We start from the raw sequence: 23,440 nt of genomic DNA, 5'->3' as shown, positions 1-23,440 counted from the left end.
TTCCTCGTTACTCGTGCCCTGACGGCCGGAATTCAGTTTCAGAAACGGGTTGCCGGCCCATAGCGGCCAGGTAGCTCAGCAAACGCAGTGGTCCGTTTCCTCGCGCATCGGGCGCGAGCGCCTTCCAGTACTGGTCCGTCAGTTGCCGCGACGCCGTGGTATCCCCCAGCTGCCGCGCAGCGTGCTGCATTGCACCGAACAGATAATAGCCGGTGGACGGGTCGGCCAGCAGCGTCGGCGCATGCTCGCTGCCCAACAATCGCCGGCCTTCCGTGAGTACAGCGTGGTGGTCGTCGGTGGCCGCGGCGGCAACCAGGGCAAGGCTGGCGGACACGACGGGATCGGCCGGGGTGCAGTCCATCCAGTCGCGCTGCGCCCAGAGGGCCGCCCGCTGCGCTGCCGGCAGGAACGGGATCGTTTCTCCGGCCAGCACGAACAGCAGCCGGGTGGTTTCCATCGGAGATCCGTCCAGTTCGCAGCGCGCTGCCAACCCACGCAGCGCCTGCGCACTCATCCAATCGGCATCCGCCGCATCCGTGGGCGCCTCGCCCTGCAGGAAGGCTGCCACGGCCCGTGCGGTCGGGCGTTTGTCATCCCGGCTGGACGCCGGTTGCGGCAGACCCGCCGCAGCACCTGCCACCTGCCCCGTTGGCGGCGCACTGACAATCCGCCAGGGGGCCGTCATCACCTGCTGGAAATCACGGGTGAATGCCCCCTGGAAACGTGCCACCGGGGCATTCAACTTCAAGGTCGGGAAATAATCGGAATTGCGCGCGGCCGGATACAGAGGAACGAAGGCGCGCAGCGCTGCGTCATCCATGGACAGGGCGTTCTCCAGATCGGCCACGGAATGCACGCCGATCCGCGCCAGTTCCCCGCGCAGCTGCGGCTGTTGGAACAGGCTGCCCTTCATCGGCGGCAACGTGCACTTCGGCGTCGCCACCAGGATCAGGTCGCCACGATTGGCCAGGTAAGCGCGCACATCGGAGAACTGTTCCAGCAGCCCCGCCAGTACCGAGCTGACCAGTTCGGGGGTGATCTCATACAGCTGCAGCCACTGCACGAACACGCCACCTTCGTTGAGCTGCTGTGGCACGAACGCATAGAACTCGTCGCTGAACAGCGCCGCCGTTCCACCCACCCAGGGATTGGACGGCTCGGAAATGATCAGATCGTACTTGCGCGGACTGGCGGCGAAATAGGACTTCGCATCGTCGATCACCACATGCGAGCGCGGATCGTTGAAGGCGCGCTCGACACGCTCGCCGAACAGACGCGCGCCCTCCACCATGGCCGGCTCGATCTCCACCGTTTCCACCCGCCCGACGCGCTGGTCGCCCAACAGCGTGTGCGTGCTGAGCCCGGATCCGAAACCGATCACACCGACGCGCTGGTAATCATCGCGCAGCGCCAACGGCAGAGCCGCCAGCAGGATCATGGTCGATTCGTCGCTGGTGGGTGCCTGTGCCATCGACACGGCCATGCCTGCATCCACTTTGCCGTTGGTGGCGATGGCACGCATGCGGCCGATCGGCTGAGTGCTCTCATACACCGCCACGGTGGCGGTCTGCCCATCGCGCGAGAACAGCATCGTGGCGGTATCCGCCAGACGGGCCGTGCCATGGCGGTACACCGACGAATTCAGCACCAGCGGATCGAAGCGGACCAGCACGACGGCCGCCACTACGCCAGCGACACCCAGCGCGCCAGCCTGCCACAGGGGCGAGCGCAGACGGCCCGGAGCCGCAAGCCGAAGGCGCTGCAGCAGCACCAGGCCCAGCACGATGTCGATCACCGCCGCGACCAGCAGCGCGTACTTCAGCCCCAGCAGCGGCATCAGCAGATGGATGGCCGCCAGCACACCGACGATCGCGCCGAGCGTATTGAACGCATAGGCCTGGCCGATCGCGCGCTCGCCCTGCCCGGCGCGCAGCAGCGCCAGGGTCAGCAGCGGCAGCGTCATGCCGGCGAAGAACGCCGCCGGGAACATCACCAGGCCGGCAATGGCGGCACTGGCCAGGTTGTACAGCACGTAACCATCCGCACTGCGCACGATGACCCGCATCAGCCAGCCGACCCAATCGAAGGCCTGCGCATAGACGAACATCGAGGCCAGCGCCGCCAGCCCCATCCACACCTGCACCCAGCCTGCCACGCGCAGGGGCGACGGCATCCGGTCGGCGCGGCGGCGCAGCCACAGGCCGCCGAAGGCGATGCCGAGGATGAACGCCGCCAGCATCAGCTCGAACGAATGCAGCGTGGTGCCGAGTGCGAGCGACAGCATGCGCACCCAGGTGATTTCGTAAACGAAGGATGACGCGCCGGTCGCCGCTGCGACCAGCAGCACCAGCCGCACCGGCACTGCAGTCTCCGGTCGTACGCCGCCGGCAGCCGGCGCGGCGGAGGCCACTACCGCAGGCGCGCTGCCGTCGCGGGCCAGTGGATAGACCAGGATGGCCACCACGATGTTGAGCAGGCCGGCACTGAGGACGGTGCCCGGCAGCCCTACCGCCGGCAGCAGCGCGTAGGTGGCCACCAGGGCGCCGGCGGCCGCGCCCAGGCTGTTGGAGAAATAGAGCCCGGCCAGCACCTCACCCTGCGATCCGGGCTGCAGGCGCATGTAACCCGCACTCATCAGCGGGAAGGTCGCGCCCAGCAGGATGCATTGCGGCAACACCAGGGCCGTGGCCAGCGCCCAGCGCAGCGCCGTGGACGAGGTGCCCTCCATGCCCGGCATGAGGTGGGTGTACGCCCAACCGGTCACGCTCTGGAACAGCCCGTCGAAACCGATGCCCAGCACCCCGATCACCAGCTCGATGACCGCGTAGGCCAGCAGCGGCCGGCGCAGCAGCGCGCTGCGGCGGCTGACCAGCCACGCCCCCAGCGCCATGCCGCCCATGAACAGGATCAGCACCAGCGATTGCGCGTGCGAGGAATGCCCCAGGAACAGCCCCAGGTACTGCGTCCAGATGGACTGGTAGATCAGCCCGGCGAAGCCGGAGAGCACGAAGATGAGAAGCAGCCATGGGCCATGGCTGAATGAAGGACGGCGCATTGCGAACTCCCCAGTCGCACGGTCGATTTCAACAGAAGAACAAACTTCGCGGACTCAATGCAAGCGTGTGGCCAGGTAGGATCCGGTCAACCCGCAGCGCTGAAACGAAAACGGGGAGCCTGGGCTCCCCGTTTCCGTATGCGAGCAGCGAACGCCAATTACTCGGCGGCTGCGGCCTCACCCTGGCACGAACCCGGGCGGTACTTCGAAGCGATGGAACCTTCGCAGGTCCACTTCGGGATGACGCCGTTCTCCACGTTGCTGTCGTCGGCCTTCAGCGTGATGGTATCGCCATTGATGTCGTCAGCAATGTTACGCGCGGTCGCGGTGATGGTCTTGGTGGTCGCATCCCATTCCAGCTTGTCCACATACTGGGTCTGCTGGAAATCCGGCTCCCAGGTGGCCGGCGGCAGGGCATTGTTGCTGGCCACGTATTCCGACACGTCGGTACGCAGCGAAGAAGCCGCAAGGATCACTTCCGAGACCTTGGCCTTCTTGGTGTAGTTCGAGTAAGCCGGCAGCGCGATGGCGGCCAGGATGGCGATGATCGCAACGACGATCATCAGTTCGATCAGGGTGAAGCCCTTCTGGTTCTTCATGGTGGTACGTCCCCAAGTAGTGGTGGTTGATTTTCCGGGTGCGGCAACCGGCCGGCCAGATGACCGGATGAGCAGGCTGCCCGTCCCCGCGGGTGGATCAACGCAGGTTGCGTGCCAATCTCCCATGGCCACGCCTCCCCCGATTTCCCCGCGCCAATGATGGCAGCTATTTCGCGGATGGGAACCCCCCTGCTCCGAATCTGCGATGGACGCGGCAATGTGACGCAGCGCGTCACCTTTCGCCTCGACGCGTCGAAAACCCTGCACGTCGTCACGTCGGCAGGCTCCCCGGACGGGTCTGAACCAGCTACCATCGCCGCTCAGGATGCCCGCCTGGGGATGGCGGGCCTGGGGAGCCAACATGTCTGTGAGTCGCAGTGCGATCAAGAAGGAGCCCGTGGCCCGCGCCACGATGGAGCTGCAGCCGTTTGTCTGGGAGGGGACCGACAAGCGGGGCATAAAGATGAAGGGCGAGCAGCTGGCGAAGAACGCCAACCTGCTGCGCGCCGAACTGCGCAGGCAGGGCATCAGCCCGGGCCAGGTCAAACCCAAGCCGAAGCCGCTGTTCGGTGCGGCCGGCAAGCCGGTCTCTCCGAAGGACATCGCGTTCTTCAGCCGGCAGATGGCCACGATGATGAAGTCCGGCGTGCCGATCGTGTCGGCGCTGGAGATCATCGGCAGCGGGCACAAGAACCCGCGCATGAAGAAGATGGTGGACACGATCCGCACCGACATCGAGGGCGGCTCGTCGCTGTACGAGGCCATCAGCAAGCATCCGGTGCAGTTCGATGAGCTCTACCGCAACCTGGTACGGGCCGGCGAAAGCGCCGGTGTGCTGGAGACCGTGCTGGACACCATCGCCTCCTACAAGGAAAACCTGGAGGCGCTGAAGGGCAAGATCAAGAAGGCGCTGTTCTACCCGGCCATGGTGCTGGTGGTGGCGTTCCTGGTCAGCACGATCCTGCTGGTCTGGGTGGTCCCGCAGTTCGAGGAAGTCTTCCAGAGCTTCGGTGCCGACCTGCCGGCATTCACCCAGATGGTGGTGAACCTGTCACGGTTCATGGTGTCGTGGTGGTGGCTGATCGCCATCGTCGCCATCGGCGCGGTGGTGGCGATCGCCATGACCTACCGGCGATCGGAGAAGATGCAGCACACCGTCGACCGGCTGATCCTGAAGGTGCCGGTCATCGGCCAGATCATGCACAACAGTGCGATCGCCCGCTTCTCCCGCACCACAGCGGTGACCTTCAAGGCCGGCGTGCCGCTGGTGGAGGCCCTGGGCATCGTCGCCGGCGCCACCGGCAACAAGGTCTACGGCGAGGCGGTGCTGCGCATGCGCGACGACGTTTCGGTCGGCTATCCGGTCAACATGGCGATGAAGCAGCTGAACCTGTTCCCGCACATGGTGATCCAGATGACCGGCATCGGCGAGGAGGCCGGCGCCCTTGACACCATGCTGTTCAAGGTCGCCGAATACTACGAGCAGGAGGTCAACAACGCCGTGGATGCCTTGAGCAGCCTGCTGGAACCGATGATCATGGTGTTCATTGGTACCATTGTCGGCGGCCTGGTCATTGCGATGTACCTGCCGATCTTCAAACTGGGCGCCGTCGTCGGATAAAAATACATGGCTTTTCTCGACCAGCACCCCGGCCTCGGCTACCCCGCCGCGGCCGGACTGGGACTGCTGCTGGGCAGTTTCCTCAATGTTGTCATCCTGCGCCTGCCCAAGCGGCTGGAATGGCAGTGGAAGCGCGATGCGCGCGAAGTGCTGGAGGAACCGGACTTCTACGAGCCGCCGCCGCCGGGCATCGTGGTCGAGCCGTCGCACTGCCCGCATTGCAAGCACAAGCTGTCCTGGTACGAGAACATCCCGCTGTTCAGCTGGCTGATCCAGGGGGGCAAATGCCGCCACTGCAAGGCGCCGATCTCGCTGCAGTACCCGCTGGTGGAAGCGATGACCGCCCTGCTGGTGCTGGCCTGCGTGTGGCAGTTCGGCTTCGGCTGGCAGGGCTTCGGCGCCATCGTGCTGACCTGTTTCCTGATCGCGCTGTCCGGCATCGACCTGCGCACCCAGCTGCTGCCCGACCAGCTGACCCTGCCCCTGATGTGGCTGGGCCTGATCGGCAGCATCGACAATCTGTACATGCCCGCCAAGCCGGCCCTGGTCGGCGCCGCCGTGGGCTATCTGTCGCTGTGGACGGTCTGGTGGCTGTTCAAGCAGCTGACCGGCAAGGAGGGCATGGGCCATGGTGACTTCAAGCTGCTGGCGGCGCTCGGCGCCTGGTGCGGCCTGAAGGGCATCCTGCCGATCATCCTGCTGTCCTCGGTGATCGGCGCCATCGTCGGTTCGATCTGGCTCTACAGCCGGGGACGCGATCGCGCCACGCCGATTCCGTTCGGCCCGTACCTGGCCATCGCCGGCTGGTTGTTCTTCATGTGGGGCGAACCGCTGGTGGAGCGCTACCTGGCCCTGAGCGGCCTGCGCTGAGGGCGCCGCCGTGAGCCGCTACGTGGTCGGCCTGACCGGCGGCATCGCGGCCGGCAAGAGCGAAGTGACGCGGCGCTTCGAAGCGCTGGGCATCGTGGTGGCCGACGCCGATCTGGCCGCCCGCGCGGTGGTGGCCACCGGCAGCCCGGCACTGGCCCGCATTGCCGACCGGTTCGGCACGGACATGCTGCTGGCCGATGGCAGCCTGGACCGGGCGCGCCTGCGCACCCATGTCTTCGCTGACCCGGCCGAACGGACGGCACTGGAAGCCATCACCCACCCCGCCATCCGCCTGCTGATGCAGCAGCAGTGCACGCAGGCGCCGAGCCCGTACGCCATTGCAGCGATTCCGCTGCTGACCGAGGTGGGCGGCCGCCAGGCCTATCCATGGCTCGATCGGATACTGCTGGTGGATGCGCCCGAAGGCGTACAGCACGCCCGGCTGATGCAGCGCGATGGCATCGACGCCGCGCTGGCCGACCGGATGATCGCCGCCCAGGCCAGCCGCGCGCAGCGCCGGGCACTGGCCGATGACGTGGTGGTCAACGATGGGCAGCCGGACGACCTGCAGGCGCAGGTGGAGGCGCTGCACCACCGCTATCTGGCACTGGCCGCGAGCTGACCCGCCGGGCACGCGCACGGCTTCCTGGCTGCGCTGCGCGGTGAGCCGAGCGCGAGCCCGGCTCTGCCAGGATCATCAGCGTGACCTACTCCACCTGCTGGCGGGCGTGGCGGACCAGTTCACGGGCGCCCAGCAACAGGCCGTCGACCACATCCGGACTGAGCTGCTGATGGGCGCCCCCCTGCTCACGCGCGGCTGCGGCGGCGTGCAGCACCTGAACCAGCACGTCCAGACCCGCCAGCGTACGACCGAGTCCGGCCTGGGTTGCGACCTGTACCGGACTGAGACCCTCCACGTCCAGCCGCCTGCCATCAGCGCCGTCGCGACCATCCATGCGGGCCAGCAAGGCGGGAAGCAGGTCCTGGGGGTCATCCAGCAGGGCTTCGAGCCGCTCGGCAGCATCGGCAGGAAGCCGGTCGGCAGATTCGCCGATCAAGGCGCAGAGAAGGGGAAACAACGGACGTGCGGACATGGTGAGGCTCCTCGCAGACGGCAGGCCACCTGCAGATGCAAGGTGGCGGACGGTGCGGGTTGGCGTACCGGAGACCAACATTCAGCAAAGAAGCTCCAGCGGATTCTGATGAATCCCCACGCACCGCCCGCCGTTGACTAGGCATGCGGTGCATTTTCCACGATGGACCTTCGCCCACCGATAGATTGCTGAATGTCGGTCTTTTTCAGGACGCCAATCCCGGCCGGGGCACCCGTCCCGCCCCCGCCATCACGCCATCCAGCGAAGCGCTTTTCTGTAAGGGAATTGCCAAGCTACGGGTGGCTGTAGTGATTCGCGCAGTGGTGCACGCCGAGGGCGCGGCACGCATCACGCACTTGTCGTGATGGGCCTTGCTGATGAAGTGATACCGCCGCACCGTGCGCGCCGGTTGCGACAACCCGCGCGACGCGGAGCATCCGTCAGGCCGAGCACACGCTGCCTGACCTTCTAGGCCGCCGCATCTTCCACAGCACTCCCCCTGCGCAATGCCGCTTCCGCAACGGCCACACCGGGCGGGTTGAGATAGCAGGTGCGCCAGCGCAGGTAGCCCCACTGCCAGTTGTACTCGCGCCCCGTCAGCTGCAGGGCGTCGTCATAATTCTCGGGGTGCTTGCGCCATGCCGTCAGTTCCTCCAGCTCCTGCACCGACATCGCCAACGGAACCCGCGGCTGGAACAGTTGCCCAGCCCGTTGCATGCGCTCCCGCTCCTGCCGATGGGCCCGCTCCATCGCGTCCAACTCCTGCATCCGCTGCCGATAGGTATCACGTTCGCGCTGCTGCACGTGCAGCCACTCGTCATCGTCCAGGCCGAACGGCTTGAACCAGGCCCGCGAGTCGTGCACGTAGCCATCCAGAAACGTCGCCACGGGTTCCGGTGGCACCTGCCGCGACGCCCATATCTGCTCGATATGACCATCCAGCCATTGCTGCTCCTTCTGGCCGCGCAGCGTCGCCTGCACGAAGTCCGTTGCCGGAATGCTTTTGTGGGGCGGCAACGCGAGCATGCCGTGGTGCGGCGTGCTTACCGGTGCATTACGGATGCGCTGTGTCGCGTTGTTGTAGCGCATCCCCCTCACTTCCATTGCCAGCTCGGTGTTTCCGCCGCGCAGATCCGCACGGTCCTGTGCCGACGCCCTCTGGAAGGCGGGCAGGCTGGCGAAATCATCCAGATGCTGGCGCCGCCACAACAGGTACTGGCGATAGTGCGCGTACATCAGCGTCGCCGTGCGATTGGCCTTGGACGCGGGATTCGTGCCCGGCAGGAATGGCGCCATCGTCTGCAGATAGGCGTTGTAGTGCTGGCGCAAGGCGGGAGAGACCTCGAACTGGCGCTGCAACTCCACGCGTGCCTTTGCGATAGGCAACAGTGGCACACCTGCCGCCAAGGCGTGCCTGTACATTTCGCACAGCGGAATCTGCGAGAGCTTGTCTGCGTCATTCGGCGAACGCCCCTGTTCGCCCGGTGCATACCCGCCACCTACGTCCGAATGCACCCCAGGGTAGATGATCTGTTCGCAGTTCGTGCCATCCACCAGGTCCACCGGGAATGAACCCCGTACTTCATGTGCGGCCACCATGTGCACGCAGCGGCGTACATCGGCGGGAATACGCAGGTCTTCGGCTGCCGCCCAGCCGCCGTGGCCGTCGAACACCGATTCAAAGAAGCTCTGCGCGGCACCCACCGAAGCGACCGTATCGAACAAGCCCATGAAATCGATCTGCACGGGAATGCCACACAGGCGCAGCGGACCCGGTCCGGGATCGCAGGCATCGCCCAGCCAGTTGCAGAATACGCGTGCCTCGGCCGCGCCCCGCGAGAAGCCGAAGATCGACAGGCGGATGCGGTCCACCCGCGGATTCTGCGCCTGGAACGGGGCCACCTTCTTCGCGAGAAACGCGCGGCGTTCCTGCAATACTACCCGGCGCGATGAGTGATCGGCGCGGGCCAAGTGGGTGCCACGCACGCGCTGCAAGGCACCGACCATGTTCCAGAAGCCGCCGCTGAGCGAATTGCGCAGATCGAGCTCCTTCTCGCCTTGGTTCACGGCCAGATAGTTGGACAGCGGCATTCGTGCTGCCTGAGCCAGGCGCTCCACGTCCTGCAGGCTCAAGCGGAGATCGGCGCTCATCTTCCGCGCAACGGGAACAGTGGATTCGAAGCCCATTGCCCTGGTGACGGTGATACCTGCGAAATGATCGAGGAGGTGATCCTGGACCTGCATCAGCATCCAGTTCACTCGTCCCTCGCCTCCCCAGCCCGCTGCCGCCCCGGCACGGGCGTGCCAGCCGGTGCCGGTGTCGCCGATTTCTTTCAGCGCTTCCGTGCCTACGCCTTGGATGTAGCTGGCAAATCGCACGGCCCGCTTACCTTGGCTACGACTTTGATCACGATCAAATACGTCAAAAAGTCGTGCAATGTTCGATTCCGTTTGATTACTCAGACGGCGAGAATTCAGCCTGTGATTTCGCGTTCCGTCGAAGAAGCAACCGATGAAGAGGTCGCTTCCACAGTCGGAATCAGGTCCCGCGACCGCACCAGCACCGCGAGCCGCCTCGCGTGGATTCAAAGACAATGGATCCCGAGAAACAGGGAAAGGCGTCGACACCCTCATTCAATCACCTGTTCGGAGCCCGTCTCCGCAAGGAACCGTGAAATTCGGGCCTCGTCACGCTCTCGCCCGGCAAATCGAATGTCATATGCGAATCCAGGATAGCCTGGAGTATATGGTGTAGCCACCACTCGAACCTGGTCATCCGGGAAGTACATGAAATAGATGAAGCCATCCAGGAAGGGCTTGTAGGGCGCCACAAGGACCTCCCTTTCAACGTAGCTTGTGGGATCTTTCAATAACATGCTGCTGGTGCGGTAGGCCACGGTGACCTTGAGCCCGGAATGCCAGAGGCGGGGCAAGGTCACGCAGCAGGTGGCTGCATTGCCACTCGACCGTGGCTCCATCCCCCCTGCCCAGGCATCATCGATGTACACCGTGCCCAGCCCGTCATCCGAGTAGTTGGCCACACCGATCTTCAGGTGCATCTCCGGAGGAGCATCGGTGATGTCGTGCCCAGTATCAGGCTCAATGATGATCGGCTTCGTAGGATCCGGCGGCGGCGGCCCGATGCTGAAGTCCATGAACTTGAGCACGACACCTGCCAGGGCCAGCAGTGCAAGACCGATCAGGGCGAGCCTCGTCAACAATTTCGTCACGACCTTCATTTGGTCAGGGGGTGTCATTCAATTGGGTCCCAGGTTGTGGCCGCACAGCGGGGTATGATCCTTTCGCAGTCCGCAGCATCCACCAGACTCGCCGGGAATGAGCCGCACTTCATGCGCCCCCACCGTAGGCACGCAACGGCGTACAACCGCAGACAGCAGCACCCTCCATCCTGATCGAGGGCTCATGCGTCCTCTCCGGCTGAGCGCGCATCCCACGCGGTAACGGCCCTGACCGTCATCCGGTGCGCCAGCGCCAGGTGGTCGATACCGCGCCGCGCCAAGCGCGCAAGCACGACTTCCGCACAACGATGTACATGTGAAGGCATCATGTCGTCCGGTCGCAGTGATGGCCGCTGCAGCACGAAGCGGGCGATGGCATCGGCCTGGCTCTGCCGGCGTAGTGCCGCTTCCTGTACGGCGGTGAACATCAAGGGGCTGGCATCGATAGCGAACAGTGGTCCCCCGGCGCCTGCCACGCGCATCCAGCCTCCTGTACGGGTGGGCAGATACCAGTCCTGCAGTCCGGCCAGCACACGTCTGCGTTGATCTCCATCCAACGCTTCAAGCAGGACGGCTGCCGCTCTCCCGTCAGCCCAACGCAGCAGCCAGGGCTCTCCCACGCTGGACTCGGCTTCCCAGATGCGTCGCAGGTGGTGGATCAGCGCCCCCGGTTCGGCTGTAGTACGCAGGACAGACAGCATTGGCGCACCAAGGCTCAGGCCCAACAGCGCCTGCCAGCACCGCTCGCGTGCGCGGGCATCATCGGGAAGGGTGAGCAGGCAGGGCGACAAGCGGTCCAGGCCCTCGCCCGCGTAGCGATGCTTGAACAGTGGCTGGATGCTGGCTGACAGCGCGTGCAGCGATTCGCAGGCAGTCGGCGCGAATGCCCTGTCCACTAGAACATGTGCAGGCAGGGCGTTTGCCGTCTCTTCGTCAGTGCCCTGCCACGGCAGCCCGGTGTGCTGCCATGGGTCAATCCAGGCAGGCTCAACCATTCTTCAAGGACCATGGCAATCCGGCCTGCATCGCCTTCTGCAGGCACTCCACACAGATCGTCTGCGGGAACTGCGGCAGGGGAAACAGTTCCTGCGCCGGACCGACGAAGGTCCGCCGGCCCGCCCTGAAGGTCAGCGTACCCGGGCACGTCACCCGCAGATGTCCATCAGTCAGCGTGATCGCGGCACCCTCCGCAGTGGCGATGTGCAGGGCGCGACCGGCCGCCAGCTGCACCTCGCCTTGGCCGCTTGTCGCCCGCAGACGGGCCCGTGACTGCAGAAGCACCGCGTCGGCCTGGGCCTGCAGGTCAAGCTGTTGTTCGCCGGCCACTACGCTCAAACCCGTCTGATCCGCGCGGTGCGCCGCACCGGCCAATACACCGATGGCCTGGCGTCCCTGCCAGCGGGCATGGCCGACGACGATGGCCGCGGAGCTGCCGCCACTGGCCAACAGCGTGCAGTCCCGAACTCCCATCTGAAACGCCTGACCGGCCACCTGGCAGATGCCAGTCGGTGCCGACAGGCCCAGCACGGGCGACCGTGTGGCGGGGACCTGCTCACCGGCGGTGCTGATGCTCCGCGACGCTGCCACGCTGTCGGCCAGAACCTGCAACACCGATGAGCCGCTGGCCTGCCGGACACAACCGCGCAGTCGTATCGTCTGGTGCCGCCGCGCTGCGTCATCAAACGTCTGTCCCAGCACCAGGGTCTGCCGCAGCAGCGCAACCGGTGCCATCCGCAGACCCGCGGGATCACTGGAAGTTCGCGCCGTGCTGTCCAGCCACAGACCTGCCGTGGCACGTACCGCTCCCCATGCGTCGCTACGCAGCTCGTATCCGTTTCCGCGCAGGCTGCCGCGATAGTTGTGCTGCTGGTGACGCAATTGACCCAAACTGAGTGAACTGTGGCGCTGGGTGGTACCCAGCCTGACCTGCAGCTGGCTGTCGCTGTCGTCGAATTCGAGGCTGCTGCCCCCCTGGCCGTCCCAGCTCTGCGAACTGATGCCCCAGATTGCACCCGCGTTGCGCTGGGCGCATTCGCCGGCGCCAGCGGCATGCCAACGTGGCGCCTGACCACCGGCCAGATTGTTCTGGGCGCTGGAGGTCGCATCACTGGCCAGTGCCAAGGCATCCGGACGCGATTCCCCGCGACCGTTGTAGAGCGCACCGACCACGAGGGGCCTGCGGATGTCTCCGTTGATGAAGTCCACCACTACCTCCTGACCCACGCGGGGCAGGAACTGGCTGCCAACGCCAGGACCGGCGAAGCGCTGGGCGACACGCAGCCATCCACTTTCCGCCCTGCCATCGGTGGCGAAGCCAAACCGCACACGGATGCGCCCTGCGCTGTCCATGTGCAACGGTGCGCCGTCGTCGCCGCCCAGCACGGTGGCCAACTGTGGTCCAGGCGCGGTGGGACGATAATCCGGGTCCTCCAACCGACGTCGCCACCGCTGCTCAAGCGGGATGGCCTGGAACCGGTTTGCGTACCCCAGTGCCTGCGCGCGTGCTGCTGGCACGGTATCGGGCAGCGTGCAGGCCGGCAGGTCCTGCTGTAGTTCGGCCACCGACGGCAGCAGATTGACTCCGGCATGGTTCACTGCCGTAAGCAACAGCGCGGGCGCCGCTCTCTGACCCGGCACCGGCAGCACCTCGAATGCCTCGCCCGGCTCGAAGTCCGGCTCGGTCCCCTCGCCCGTCCAGCGCCGTTGGTCGCACAGTGCCGCTTCAGCCTCCCGCATCACCTCGGCCAGTGCTTCACGTGTGGTCTGCCACGCCGCGTGGCGTGCTGGCGAGTAGTCTTCCAAAGGACCATCCGCCGCGTCACGCACGGGCAGGCTTGCCGATGTCACACGGAACGCATCGTCATTGTCCGTCACGCGTGTCATTCGGGTTGGCACCACCCTGCGGGACTCATGCAGGAACGCGATGCCCGGGCTGTCCACCACCCGCTGCGTCCGGTGCACCCGCCGAAGACCCGGGAGGACGCTGCATTGCGTGCTGTCGCCAATGATCATCAGCGTGTGTCCACCCGGCGCCTCAGGCCGTGCTCGAATGCACCAGCCCAGTCCTTCCTCGGCCATCAGCTGCTGCAGGAACGCCATGTCCGACTGGCGATACTGCACCCGATACCCCCGGCACCGCCGGTCCAGCGTACTCGGGCTGCCAGCGTGCCAGCACCAGTGTGCAAGGGGTGCGTGTTCCGAAAGCACGGTATCGATGATGCTGGCGACGTCCTCATCCTGGAATACTCGACTGTGGCGACTGTCGTGCAGCCAGGCTGTCCAGTCCGCCAGATGGACGCGGTAACGCACCAGACTGCCAACACAGGCCACACGTTCAACGCTGCGGATCAGTCCGACGCGGACGACCTCTCCTCCTTCCGGAAGGCGGGTGGTGATGCTTGCGGGCCGCGTCAACCAGTCGTCCAGATCCTGTTCGTGTTCGTCACCCAACAGGTCGATCTGGCAGCGCAACTCCCCAGACAACGACTCGTGCCCATGCCATCGCTCGACAATCAGCCGCGTGGCGGTCGGCCCGCAGAACCGATGGACACGCGAAGACGCCTCGCATGCGGCAGTGAATGATGATGATCGATGATGCATGACAGCTCCCTCGGCAGGCATGACCTGCGATGACGTTTGCTGCGCCTGGCGCTGGCCGCGAGCTGACGCCGGGCACGTGCCCGGCGTTGCAGAATCGTCGTTGCGGCGTCCCCGGCCATCACTGCAATGTGGCTGTCCCCCTGATTCTCTCGGCCTGCAGCTGCTGCTGCACGTGACACGTCAGTTCCCGCGCGGCCAGAATCAGGCCTTCCATCGCGCCCGGTGGCAGCACGTTCTGCTGGCCACCCCGCGTGCGCGCGATGTGCGCGGCGTACATCACCTGGGTCAGGGTGCCGAGACCTTCGACGGCGCGCCTGAGATCGGCAGGCTGCGCTGCGTCGGCGCTGACGCCGCCGGCGTCGACTGGCGCCTGCTGGGCCGGCATCTGGCCGTCGCAGCGGGACAGTACGTCCTCGACGCGCTGGGCGACGTCCGGAGACAACTGGCTGATCGAATCACCGACCAGTTGATGCAGGTTGGGGTAACGGATGCGATGCGACATGGCGATGCTCCTGGCAGCCGGCAGAGTGCGCGGACTGGCATCTTGGCCATCTGCACGTCCGGCAATCAGGAGGTAAAAGCGTCAACTGCCCTATGACTATCCGGAACCGTGAGATCGGACACGCAGCGGACGCGGCAGAGCGTGCGCGCGCCGGGTGTCTGGCCGTGCAGAACAGATGCGTTCATGCCGTTAGCGACAGCGACGCCCTGGAAGAGGCGTCCCCGTAGGGCCGGGCCCTGCTCCGCAGGCAAAGGATCTGCTACAGCGGCCTGGGCGAGAACGTCAGCGTTGCGATCACGCCGCGCTCGCCCCCGGGGCGCACGCTGACCTGCCAGCCGTACAGGTCGCAGAGGCGGCTGACGATCGACAGGCCGATGCCGCCGCCCTGCGAGTGGCCCGCGTGCGTACCGCGGTAACCGCGCTGGAACAGCTTGGCCGCATCTTCCTCGCTCAGGCCCGGACCACTGTCGGTGACCGAGACCGAGTTGGACCCTACGTGCACGCGGACTTCGCCATCCTGCGAGTACTTCACCGCGTTGCCGATGAGGTTGCCCAGCGCCACCGAAAGCGCGGCCTCGGGCGCGTCGATCACCAGGTTGCGCTCGCCCTCCAGCGCCAGTTCCAGCGGCTTGCCACCCAGCTGCGCGCGGTGCGCGTCCAGCAGCTGCTCGGCCACACGGGCAACATTGCTGGTGCCCTGCCCCCGCTCGTTCCGCGACAGCAGCAGCAAAGCGCCGATCAGATCACTGCACTGCTGCTCGGCACGCTGGATGCGCTGCAGGCGCTGCAGCACCTTTTCATCCAGGCCGGGACGGGTCAGCAGCAGCTCGGTGGCACCGCGGATCACCGCCAGCGGCGTGCGCAGTTCGTGGCTGACGTCCGCATTGAACTCACGGTCGCGCTGCACCACTTCGGTCAATCGCGAGGAGTAGTCGTCCAGCGCCTGGGCCAGCTGGCCCACTTCGTCGTCGGGGAAGCGCGGCGCCAGCGGCTCAGGCTCGCTGGTGCCGCCCCGGTAGGCGCGCAGGCGGGCCGCCAGGTCCGATACCGGCTTCATCACCTTCGAGGCCGACCACCAGCCCAGCACCAGCGACAGCAGGCTGAACACCAGCACCGACAGCACCAGTGCGCGGTTGAGCTGCTTGCCACCGCGCATGCTGTCGGTCATGTCATAGGCGAGGAAGAACCAAGCGTCGGGCGTTTTTCGCACGGCCAGCTTGTAGGAATAGGGCTCTCCGTGTTCATCGCCACTGACGCTGTGGATGCCATCGGCAAAGCCCGCCCATTGCGCGCGCTCTTCGCGCACCCGGTCGAACTTGTCCTTGGAATACGCGTACGCCCGGATCTGCAGCACCGGCGCATCCGGGTTGTGCCCGGGATGCTCGTAATAGCGCCGCGCATACTCGTCGATGTTGCGGTTCATCAGCTCCTCCACCAGCTGGTTCTCCACGCGCAGGCGTGCCCAGTTGGTAGCGAACGCGAACAGTGTTGTCAGGCAGAAGCCCAACAACACGAATGACACGATGATTCGACTGCGCAGGCGGCGCCGATACGGCGTGCGCCGGCGCTCCCCCTTGGTTGCCACGGGATCAGCTTTCCGGGGTGGCGATGCGGTATCCGATGCCATGGCGGGTCTGGATCAGCGGCACTTCGAACGGCTTGTCGACCACGGCACGCAGACCGTGGATATGGACGCGCAGCGAATCCGAGTCGGGCAGCTCCTCGCCCCACACGCGGGTTTCCAGTTCCTGGCGGGTGACCACGGCCGGCGCCGCTTCCATCAGCGCCTGCAGGATTTTCAGTGCGGTCGGGTTGAGCTGCAGCAGCTTGCCCTGGCGGCGCACTTCCAGCGTGTCCAGGTTGTACTCCAGGTCGCCGGTTTCCAGCACGCGGGTCTGCACCCCCTTGCCACGTCGGGACAGCGCGTTCAAACGCACTTCCACTTCCTGCAACGCGAACGGCTTGATCAGGTAGTCGTCCGCACCGGAATCAAAACCCGCCAGCTTGTTGTCCAGCGAGTCACGAGCGGTCAGCATCAGCACCGGGGTCTGCTTGCGCGCTTCGTTGCGAAGCTTGCGGCAGACCTCGATTCCGTCCATTCCCGGCAGGTTGAGATCCAGCACGATCGCGTCGAACTCGTGCACTACGGCCAGATGCAGTCCGGTCACGCCATCGGCGGCGAAGTCCACGGTGTGGCCCCGGTCCTCGAGGTAGTCGCCCAGATTGGCCGCAATGTCGCTGTTGTCTTCGATTACCAGGATTCTCACTGTCACCTCTAGTTGACGAATTTTCCGACGCGCTGGGCCTGGCCCATATCACGCTGTGCCTTGTCCTTCTGCCGGGCGCGCTCGGCGACAGTCATGCACTGCGTCGTGTGCCGGTTCGAACCCGTGGCTTTCTCACGTTGGCATATTAGACGACTATCTTCACGTGACTGTGTCAAAACCGTGTTCACGACCTGCTGGTCGTTGATGACATCGGTTCGTACCCGTTCAGGCATCAGATCCCGGTTCGGGTACTGCTCCACGGCAGCGCGCAGGCGCACCAGCGCTTCGCGGACCCGGCTGCGGTCGGCCATCGTCAGCTCGCTGTAGGTCTCGCCGTCGTTGAGTTCGACTTCGATGCGCTCGAGCTGCTGCTGCAGCGGCTTGCCGGAGGCAAAGACCTCGCCGCCCTGCTTGGATGCGGAAGCGGTGGCGGCCAGGGCCAATCCGGAGAACAGGAGCGCAGGCAAAAGGAGGGACTTCATGGCAAACGGATCCTTGTCTGAGTTGAGAGCCGACTGTATTCGCACCACCTTCACGCCAGCAAGTGCCACGCGTGGGGGCGGCGGACGGCCTACCGGTTGCTGGCAGGGTTGAGATTGTTGAACGTGCGCTGGTCATTGATCAGCGCCTTGCCCTTTTCTTCGATGCGGCGACGTTCGGCGACAGTCAGGCAACGGCCCTTGGGCATGTTGCTGCCGGTGGTGCGCTGGTAGGTGCAGACCTGGCGGCTGTCGTCGTGCGCGCGGGCGAGCAGCTGGTTGACCCGCTCCTGGTCGTTGAACACCTGCGCCTGTATCTGCGGCGGCAGCTCATCGACCCGCTGCCGGCCCCCCATGCGCTGGGTGATGCGGGCCAGCGCCTGCTGGATCTGGCTGCGGTCATCGGCGCTCAGTTCGGCGTACTCCGGCGCCTGTAGCGCCTTCTCGACCTGTTGGACCTGGCCGGCAACCGGAGCCTGGCGATCCATCTGCAGGGCGCTCTTCTCTGTCTTGGCGACAGCAGCGCCCGACAGGCACAGCACCAACGCGATCATCGTGACGCGATACATCGCCTACCTCCCGGTCCATCGGAACGAAGGCCCAACTCTACGAGCGCCTCCGGGCCGCCACAAGTGGCGCGTGGCCTACGGACGCGCATAAAAAAGGCCCAGGCGGTGCACCCGCCTGGGCCTGAAGTCGTATCCCGATACCGATCCTGCTGAGAGGCAGAGCTGCGGTTCGCTGAAGCCTACGCCCGCACCGATTAAAGGCATGTTAAAGCAGCGTCTCGCCGCCCAAAGAGAATCTCAACTTACTGAAAAATCAGGATTTTTTCAGCTTCTCGACGTGCTCGATGATGCGCATGGCCACGTCCACCCCGCAGGCTGCCTCGATGCCTTCCAGGCCCGGGGTCGAGTTGACCTCCAGCACCAGCGGCCCCCGCTGCGAGCGGATCAGGTCGACGCCGCAGACCGACAACCCCAGTGCCTTGGCCGAGCGCACCGCGACCTGCTGTTCGGCGCGGCTGGCCTTGGCCGCCACGGCGGTGCCGCCGGCGTGCAGGTTGGAGCGGAAGTCGCCTTCGGGTGCCTGCCGCTGCATCGAAGCCACCACCTGGTCGCCGACCACGAAACAGCGCAGATCGGCCCCCTTGGCCTCACCGATGAACTCCTGCATGAGGAAGTTGGCATACAGGCCACGCAGCGCCTCGACGATCCCGCGCGAGGCACTGGCCTTTTCGGTCAGGATCACGCCGCGCCCCTGCGTTCCTTCGTTGAGCTTCACCACATGCGGCGGCGGCCCCAGCATCGACAGCAGATCGACGGTGTCATCGGGGTTGTCGCCGAACACCGTGACCGGCATGTCGATGCCTTTGGCCGCCAGCAGCTGATGCGCGCGCAGCTTGTCGCGCGAGCGCAGGATCGCGTCGGACGGATTGGGCGTACGCGCGCCCATCAGCTCGAACTGGCGCAGGACCGCAGTGCCATAGCGCGTGATCGACGCACCGATGCGCGGAATGACCATGTCCACACCGGTCATCGGCCGCCCTTTGTAGTGCATCGAGAATCCGTCGGCAGCGATGCGCATGTAGCAGCGCAGCGGATCGAGGATGCGCACCGTGTGGCCGCGCGCACGCCCCGCCTCGACCAGCCGGCGGGTGGAATACAGGGAGCTGTTGCGGGACAGGATGGCGAGCTTCATCGCGGCGGGATCGGTCGGCAGGCGCGCAGCATAGCGCGGCCGTGTGGCGGGCGGATGATTGCCTCAGGTGCGTGAAGGAGGCCGCCGATCAGCGACGTGTTACGCGGAGTGGGAAGCGTCCGTTGCGTGCATGCACGATCAGCGCTGTCTCCCGCCACTCCAATGCCAGCTCCAGGCAGGCATAGGTGACAGCTTGGCGATGCATCGTACTGCCGTCCCACGTCTCCGTGTAGGCCTCACACTGCACGATGCCATCATCGCTCACGTCCAGCACATCCACCGAGACGGATTCACGGGACGTCTCCACCCTTGCCCACGCGCTCGTGCTTATGGCCTGCCACTGACCATGCTGGTGGACCAGCCAGATGCCCCCGAGCGGCCGCATGTCCTCGCGCAACACTACGCCGCGCACCACCAGGCATTGGTCGCCAGGACTGACCATCACCCGCTTCAAGTCGCAGACATGCCGTTCACTGTCGACATTGTCCAGCTGCAGCGCATAGGGCCTTACCTTGGAGAACAGCTCAGGGTGGGCCGTCAAGCGCAGATCGTCCGGCAGCAGCAGCGAAGCCCGCAGAATGCGGCCGTCGGGCAGCACATGACGCAGCTGCGACTGCGGCGGGTCGGCCAACGCCGGATGATCGGGTGCCAGCCACAGTCCATGGTAGGCCTGGAGTTGCGTCCGCTCGCCAGGCAGGCTGCGCACCCAGTCGGCGGCAGCACGATCACCGTACTGCCGCCGGTGCCCATCCAGGGCTTGGTGAAGTTCATGCGGCAGTAGACCCGGCAGTTGCATCAGCACCTTGCGCCGCTCGTCATAAACCATCACGACCTGGCGGTATCGGATCCAGGCGTGAGCAAGACGCAACGATGTGCCTTCCAGATCAAACCACCCGGCGCTGCAGCCCTGGCCCCCTGAAACATCGATACCATCGACGATGGCGCCGTCACGCAACATCTGCGTGCTGAAAACGGGCCCTCCCATCCCAATCTCACCGTAACCCAACAGCACATCGTCAGAGGGCGGCTCCGTGGCGAAGGGCTGCAGCGGCTCCGAGCGCAGCGTCGCGCCTCCGGCGTCGGCGCCAATGAGTGGGAAACGCCGTAGCACGCTGCCGACGGCGCCGCCGGCCGCCAGTCCAGCCACCACACCCAATGGCGACCACCACACGAGGCACACCGCCACCAGCGTCAGCAACGGCAGCCACTTGATGATGAGACGCAGCGCGATACGAATCTGGGCCATGCAGGTCGGCCGCCGCAGCGTGCCGGCAGCTATCGAAGACCGGCTCTCTTGGCCAGCACGAATGCGAGAAGCCCGAATGCGACCGCTGCGCCCTCCAGAAGATGCGGGGGGAAAAAGCCAAGAAGGATGTTCGCGCCCGCCAGAAACGCCGCAATGGCGGCAAGAAACGCAAACACAATCACGCCAACAGGCCGAACCGGTACAAGATGATCGGGGCCACGGCCAGCTTCCTGCTTCGACTGCTCATTGTGTTCCATCATATGACTCCGTGTGTGTGCATCGGCAAACTACGGGAGGCAGGAGGTGATTGCCATCCTCTCCCGCCCCGTATGCCGCAGACGCGATTGTGGTCGGCTTCCGATGTCTGGTGGACACGGGCGGCTCCGGTCAAAAGCGACAGAAACTGCCTTCGCCTGGAACCGCAGAATCATCCGAAAATTCATCGCGCGGTCCTGAGCGGCTACGCGTGGGCCCAGAGAGGGCACAGGCTGCTTCTTCGCGCTGAATCGCGGAGCGGCCTGGATATTGCGGAGCGCCACAAATGGCGCAAACCGTTGGGAGACATGGAGCGGGCGAAGGGAATCGAACCCTCGTCAGTAGCTTGGGAAGCTACAGCTCTACCATTGAGCTACGCCCGCGTCGCGTGGTGAAAGTCTATGCGGTCGGGCCGGTGTTGCGCAATGGTGGCCACCGCATGCGCCGGGCATGGCTCGGTGCTGCCATGCAGCCTTCCCAGGCCCTTGCGGGGCCTGGGAAGGTGCGTTCGTCAGAAACTGCCGCTGAAGCTGGCAAACAGCGTCGCGTCACGTGCACGCTTCTGCGCGGTGGAGGTGCTCAGGCCGATGTTGCTCTGCAGCCCGAACAGCTCCGTGCGGGCGCCCAGCACCACGGTGGCGTAGTCCTTGTCGAACTTCAGGCCCGGCACGCGGTAGCTGCCCAGCTCCGGCAGGGACTGCAGCCAGGCGCTGGCCTGCTTGGTGTCTTCGAACTCGTGGTCGTAGGTGGCCTGCACGTAGGGCTTGAAGGTGCCGCCATCGAAGCGCGCCTGCCAGCCGATGCGACCGACAGTGGAGTCCAGCTCCTGGTTGTTGTAACCCAGCGCAGTGGCCAGCGTGCCGGCGTCGGCGCTCTCGGTATAGCCGTCGATCTTCACCTTCTGCCAGATCACGGCAGCCACCGGACCGTGGCGGAAGCCGCCCTCGGTGCCGAACTCGTACCCCGCATTGATGGCGGCGGTGAGATTGCTGCCATCTGCCGAACCGCCATGCTCACGGGTGGCCGGACCCAGCTGCACCTTGCGGGTCACGTCGTAGTCGAGCCAGCTGTAGCTGACCTGCCCGTTGACCCAGGCACGCTCGCCGTACCAGCCAGCGAACAGGCCCAGCGTCGTGTCGGACTGGGTGAAATCGCCGCGGCTGTTGCCGAAATCGGCATCCATGCGTCCATAGCCACCGAAGCCGCCAAAGACCATGCCGTCACGCGACCAGTCGACACCGAACAGGCCGGCCGGCGCCAGGCCGTCGTAGAGATCGGCGTGGTCATAACGCTGCATGTCGCCGCGCACACCGCCCCACCACGACAGGCCGTCAGCCGGACGACCGCCCAGATGCATGCCGACCTGGTCGGCGCGCGAACGGCCGATGGTCTGCGCCGAATGGCTGAGCACCTGCTGCAGGCGCGGGCCTTCCAGCACGGATACCGCGTACTGGCCCAGCAGTGCATGGCCTGCCGTGGTCGGATGCACGCCGTCGGCGAACAGGTAGGTCTTCGCGGCATCCGGGCTGACGTAGGACGTCGGGTTGCAGCCGATGATGCTCTGCGTCGAATTGGCCGGGTCGATGGTGCAGGCCGTGCTGGTGACGTTGGTGAAACCGTACATGGCCGGATTGGCGGCCACTTCACTGAGCACCGTGAAGGTATCCAACGGGATGAATTCGATGCCCGCCTGCTTCAGCCCGCCATACAGGGCGTTGTTGTAGCCGGCCGACAGCGCGGTGGCGGCGGCGGCATTGGGGCCACGGAAGGACGGCGTCAGGCCGACGTTGGGCAGGTTCGGCACCAGCACGTACTGGGCGCCCGCCTGCTTCAGCGCGCCGACCAGGGCGATCTGGTCGGTGACGGCCGCGCCGATGATGGCCTGCGCCTGTGCCGGCGCCGCAGCGGCCGCGAACAGGTCGTTGGCGCCGCCCCAGACGGTGTACAGCGCGTTGGCATCGGCTTTGCCGCCATTTGCGGCCAGGTAGCGGGTGAGTTGCGTCTTCAGCGACGGAATGGGCCCCAGGGCACCAGTGACCTCCACCGACACGCGCGCACCGCCGGCGGCATAGTTGTCGCCGTTCTGGCCGTTGCCATTGGGCGTTCCGTTCAGGCCGTAGTAGTTGGCGACCTGCTGCGACCAGACCCAGCCCGGATTGGTGGTGAACTGGCCGGTGACCTGCTGTGTTGCCGGGGGCAGCAGCGGCCGGAAATAGCCCGCGTCGGTCAGGCTGTCGCCGAAGAACACCGCGTGCGAGTAAGGGGATTCGCCTGCCATGGCCGGAACCGCGGCCAGTGCGATCGCGGCCGCCATCAGGGAGCGGATCGGGCGTTTGCTGAGCAGCATGTAAAGAACTCCTGTGGGGACGTCATTGAGGATCCGGCGTGCGTACGCCGGCGCACGGTGAATGGTTTCACCGCACCGACGATTGCTCACGCTGCGCCGCCGCATGAATCGCCGCGCAGCCCGCCAATCGCAGGCTGCGCCGATGCGGGCGCCGTGCGGAGGAACGGATGGTTTCCATCCTGACGGGCCATACGCGACAATGCCGCCATGAACATCCAGCTCAACGGCGAACCCCGCACCCTGCACGCTTCGGCAACCCTCCATGACCTGCTCGAGGCCGAGCAGCTGCTGCAGCGCCGGGTGGCGGTCGAGGTCAATGGCGAGATCGTCAGCCGCAGCCGCCATGGCGAGCATCGCCTTGCCGAAGGTGACGTGGTGGAGATCGTGCACGCCCTGGGTGGGGGTTGAGGCACGACGCCCGCGCTGCGCGCTCGCCGGGGGGGCGGGGGGGGGCCGGGGCCGGCGGGGCGGGGGGGGGGGGGGGGGGGCGGCGGGGGGAGGGGGGGTTGGGGTTTTTGGGGGGGGGCCGGGGGGGTGGGGCCCCGGGAGGAGGGTGTGGTCCGGG

General features: G+C 65.8%; 20 protein-coding genes and 1 tRNA gene. 4 read left to right on the top strand and 17 right to left on the bottom strand.

The annotated features are described in order from the left end of the window. Positions 1-7: 7 nt before the first annotated feature. Together ACVOMM_RS16420 and ACVOMM_RS16415 are read right to left on the bottom strand one after the other, a co-directional pair. Positions 8-3,055 (bottom strand): fused MFS/spermidine synthase, encoded by a 3,048-nt coding sequence (locus ACVOMM_RS16420; RefSeq protein WP_481526507.1) that lies wholly within the window; start codon positions 3,053-3,055, stop codon positions 8-10. 158 nt (positions 3,056-3,213) lie between these two features. Next, positions 3,214-3,654 (bottom strand): pilin, encoded by a 441-nt coding sequence (locus ACVOMM_RS16415; protein ID WP_164150950.1) that lies wholly within the window; start codon positions 3,652-3,654, stop codon positions 3,214-3,216. Positions 3,655-4,015: 361 nt separating this feature from the next. On the opposite strand from ACVOMM_RS16415, the gene ACVOMM_RS16410 reads away from it, so the two are divergent. From ACVOMM_RS16410 to coaE, 3 genes are read left to right on the top strand one after another with little or no spacing between them, the layout of a single operon-like run. Continuing rightward, a complete protein-coding gene (locus tag ACVOMM_RS16410) occupies positions 4,016-5,275 on the top strand; it encodes a type II secretion system F family protein (RefSeq protein ID WP_065175778.1) in 1,260 nt (419 codons plus the stop codon). Positions 5,276-5,281: 6 nt separating this feature from the next. Further along, positions 5,282-6,145, top strand: coding sequence for a prepilin peptidase (locus tag ACVOMM_RS16405; protein WP_053517036.1), 864 nt, complete (start codon positions 5,282-5,284; stop codon positions 6,143-6,145). 10 nt (positions 6,146-6,155) lie between these two features. Continuing rightward, positions 6,156-6,767, top strand: a complete 612-nt coding sequence (coaE, locus tag ACVOMM_RS16400) for a dephospho-CoA kinase (RefSeq protein WP_262100842.1) — start codon at positions 6,156-6,158, stop codon at positions 6,765-6,767. An 85-nt stretch (positions 6,768-6,852) separates the two neighbouring features. On the opposite strand, the gene ACVOMM_RS16395 is transcribed toward coaE, so the two are convergent. The 15 genes from ACVOMM_RS16395 to ACVOMM_RS16325 all read right to left on the bottom strand — a co-directional run bounded on the left by ACVOMM_RS16395 (position 6,853) and on the right by ACVOMM_RS16325 (position 22,842). Further along, positions 6,853-7,239 (bottom strand): hypothetical protein, encoded by a 387-nt coding sequence (locus tag ACVOMM_RS16395; RefSeq protein ID WP_065175776.1) that lies wholly within the window; start codon positions 7,237-7,239, stop codon positions 6,853-6,855. Positions 7,240-7,707: 468 nt separating this feature from the next. Continuing rightward, the gene (locus tag ACVOMM_RS16390; RefSeq protein ID WP_481526506.1) at positions 7,708-9,867 is read right to left on the bottom strand and encodes a T6SS phospholipase effector Tle1-like catalytic domain-containing protein; all 2,160 of its coding nucleotides are present in this window, start codon (positions 9,865-9,867) and stop codon (positions 7,708-7,710) included. Between the two features lie 2 nt (positions 9,868-9,869). Beyond that, entirely contained in the window at positions 9,870-10,478 is a 609-nt protein-coding gene (locus ACVOMM_RS16385; RefSeq protein WP_481526505.1) for a DUF3304 domain-containing protein, read from the bottom strand. A 182-nt stretch (positions 10,479-10,660) separates the two neighbouring features. Further along, the gene (locus ACVOMM_RS16380; RefSeq protein ID WP_481526504.1) at positions 10,661-11,473 is read right to left on the bottom strand and encodes a DUF4123 domain-containing protein; all 813 of its coding nucleotides are present in this window, start codon (positions 11,471-11,473) and stop codon (positions 10,661-10,663) included. Further along, positions 11,466-14,078 (bottom strand): type VI secretion system Vgr family protein, encoded by a 2,613-nt coding sequence (locus ACVOMM_RS16375; RefSeq protein ID WP_481526503.1) that lies wholly within the window; start codon positions 14,076-14,078, stop codon positions 11,466-11,468. The genes ACVOMM_RS16380 and ACVOMM_RS16375 overlap by 8 nt, the downstream gene beginning before the upstream one ends. Before the next feature lie 118 nt (positions 14,079-14,196). Further along, positions 14,197-14,580: a hypothetical protein gene (locus ACVOMM_RS16370; protein WP_111186753.1), complete on the bottom strand. Its 384-nt coding sequence runs from the start codon at positions 14,578-14,580 to the stop codon at positions 14,197-14,199. Between the two features lie 259 nt (positions 14,581-14,839). Beyond that, on the bottom strand, positions 14,840-16,207 hold the full coding sequence (locus tag ACVOMM_RS16365) for a sensor histidine kinase (protein ID WP_111186754.1): 1,368 nt from the start codon (positions 16,205-16,207) through the stop codon (positions 14,840-14,842). Beyond that, complete coding sequence (locus ACVOMM_RS16360; RefSeq protein WP_053517044.1) at positions 16,170-16,847, bottom strand: response regulator transcription factor; 678 nt, start codon at positions 16,845-16,847, stop codon at positions 16,170-16,172. The genes ACVOMM_RS16365 and ACVOMM_RS16360 overlap by 38 nt, the downstream gene beginning before the upstream one ends. An 8-nt stretch (positions 16,848-16,855) precedes the next feature. Beyond that, a complete protein-coding gene (locus ACVOMM_RS16355; protein ID WP_065175768.1) occupies positions 16,856-17,329 on the bottom strand; it encodes a hypothetical protein in 474 nt (157 codons plus the stop codon). 89 nt (positions 17,330-17,418) lie between these two features. Further along, complete coding sequence (locus tag ACVOMM_RS16350) at positions 17,419-17,895, bottom strand: hypothetical protein (RefSeq protein ID WP_180875501.1); 477 nt, start codon at positions 17,893-17,895, stop codon at positions 17,419-17,421. A gap of 253 nt (positions 17,896-18,148) precedes the next feature. Beyond that, positions 18,149-19,027: a 30S ribosomal protein S6--L-glutamate ligase gene (gene rimK / locus ACVOMM_RS16345; protein WP_065181793.1), complete on the bottom strand. Its 879-nt coding sequence runs from the start codon at positions 19,025-19,027 to the stop codon at positions 18,149-18,151. 88 nt (positions 19,028-19,115) lie between these two features. After that, positions 19,116-20,273, bottom strand: coding sequence for a hypothetical protein (locus ACVOMM_RS16340; RefSeq protein WP_481526502.1), 1,158 nt, complete (start codon positions 20,271-20,273; stop codon positions 19,116-19,118). Positions 20,274-20,302: 29 nt separating this feature from the next. Beyond that, positions 20,303-20,530 (bottom strand): hypothetical protein, encoded by a 228-nt coding sequence (locus ACVOMM_RS16335; protein ID WP_180875499.1) that lies wholly within the window; start codon positions 20,528-20,530, stop codon positions 20,303-20,305. A gap of 307 nt (positions 20,531-20,837) precedes the next feature. After that, positions 20,838-20,911: transfer RNA gene (locus tag ACVOMM_RS16330), tRNA-Gly, on the bottom strand. Positions 20,912-21,039: 128 nt separating this feature from the next. Next, entirely contained in the window at positions 21,040-22,842 is a 1,803-nt protein-coding gene (locus ACVOMM_RS16325; RefSeq protein WP_180875532.1) for an autotransporter outer membrane beta-barrel domain-containing protein, read from the bottom strand. Between the two features lie 240 nt (positions 22,843-23,082). Here ACVOMM_RS16325 and thiS point away from each other — a divergent pair, with 240 nt between their 5' ends. After that, complete coding sequence (gene thiS, locus ACVOMM_RS16320) at positions 23,083-23,283, top strand: sulfur carrier protein ThiS (protein WP_053517056.1); 201 nt, start codon at positions 23,083-23,085, stop codon at positions 23,281-23,283. Positions 23,284-23,440 lie beyond the last annotated feature (157 nt).

This window comes from Stenotrophomonas sp. STEN009 (assembly GCF_056760395.1).
This window is presented reverse-complemented; position numbering and strand designations above follow the sequence as displayed.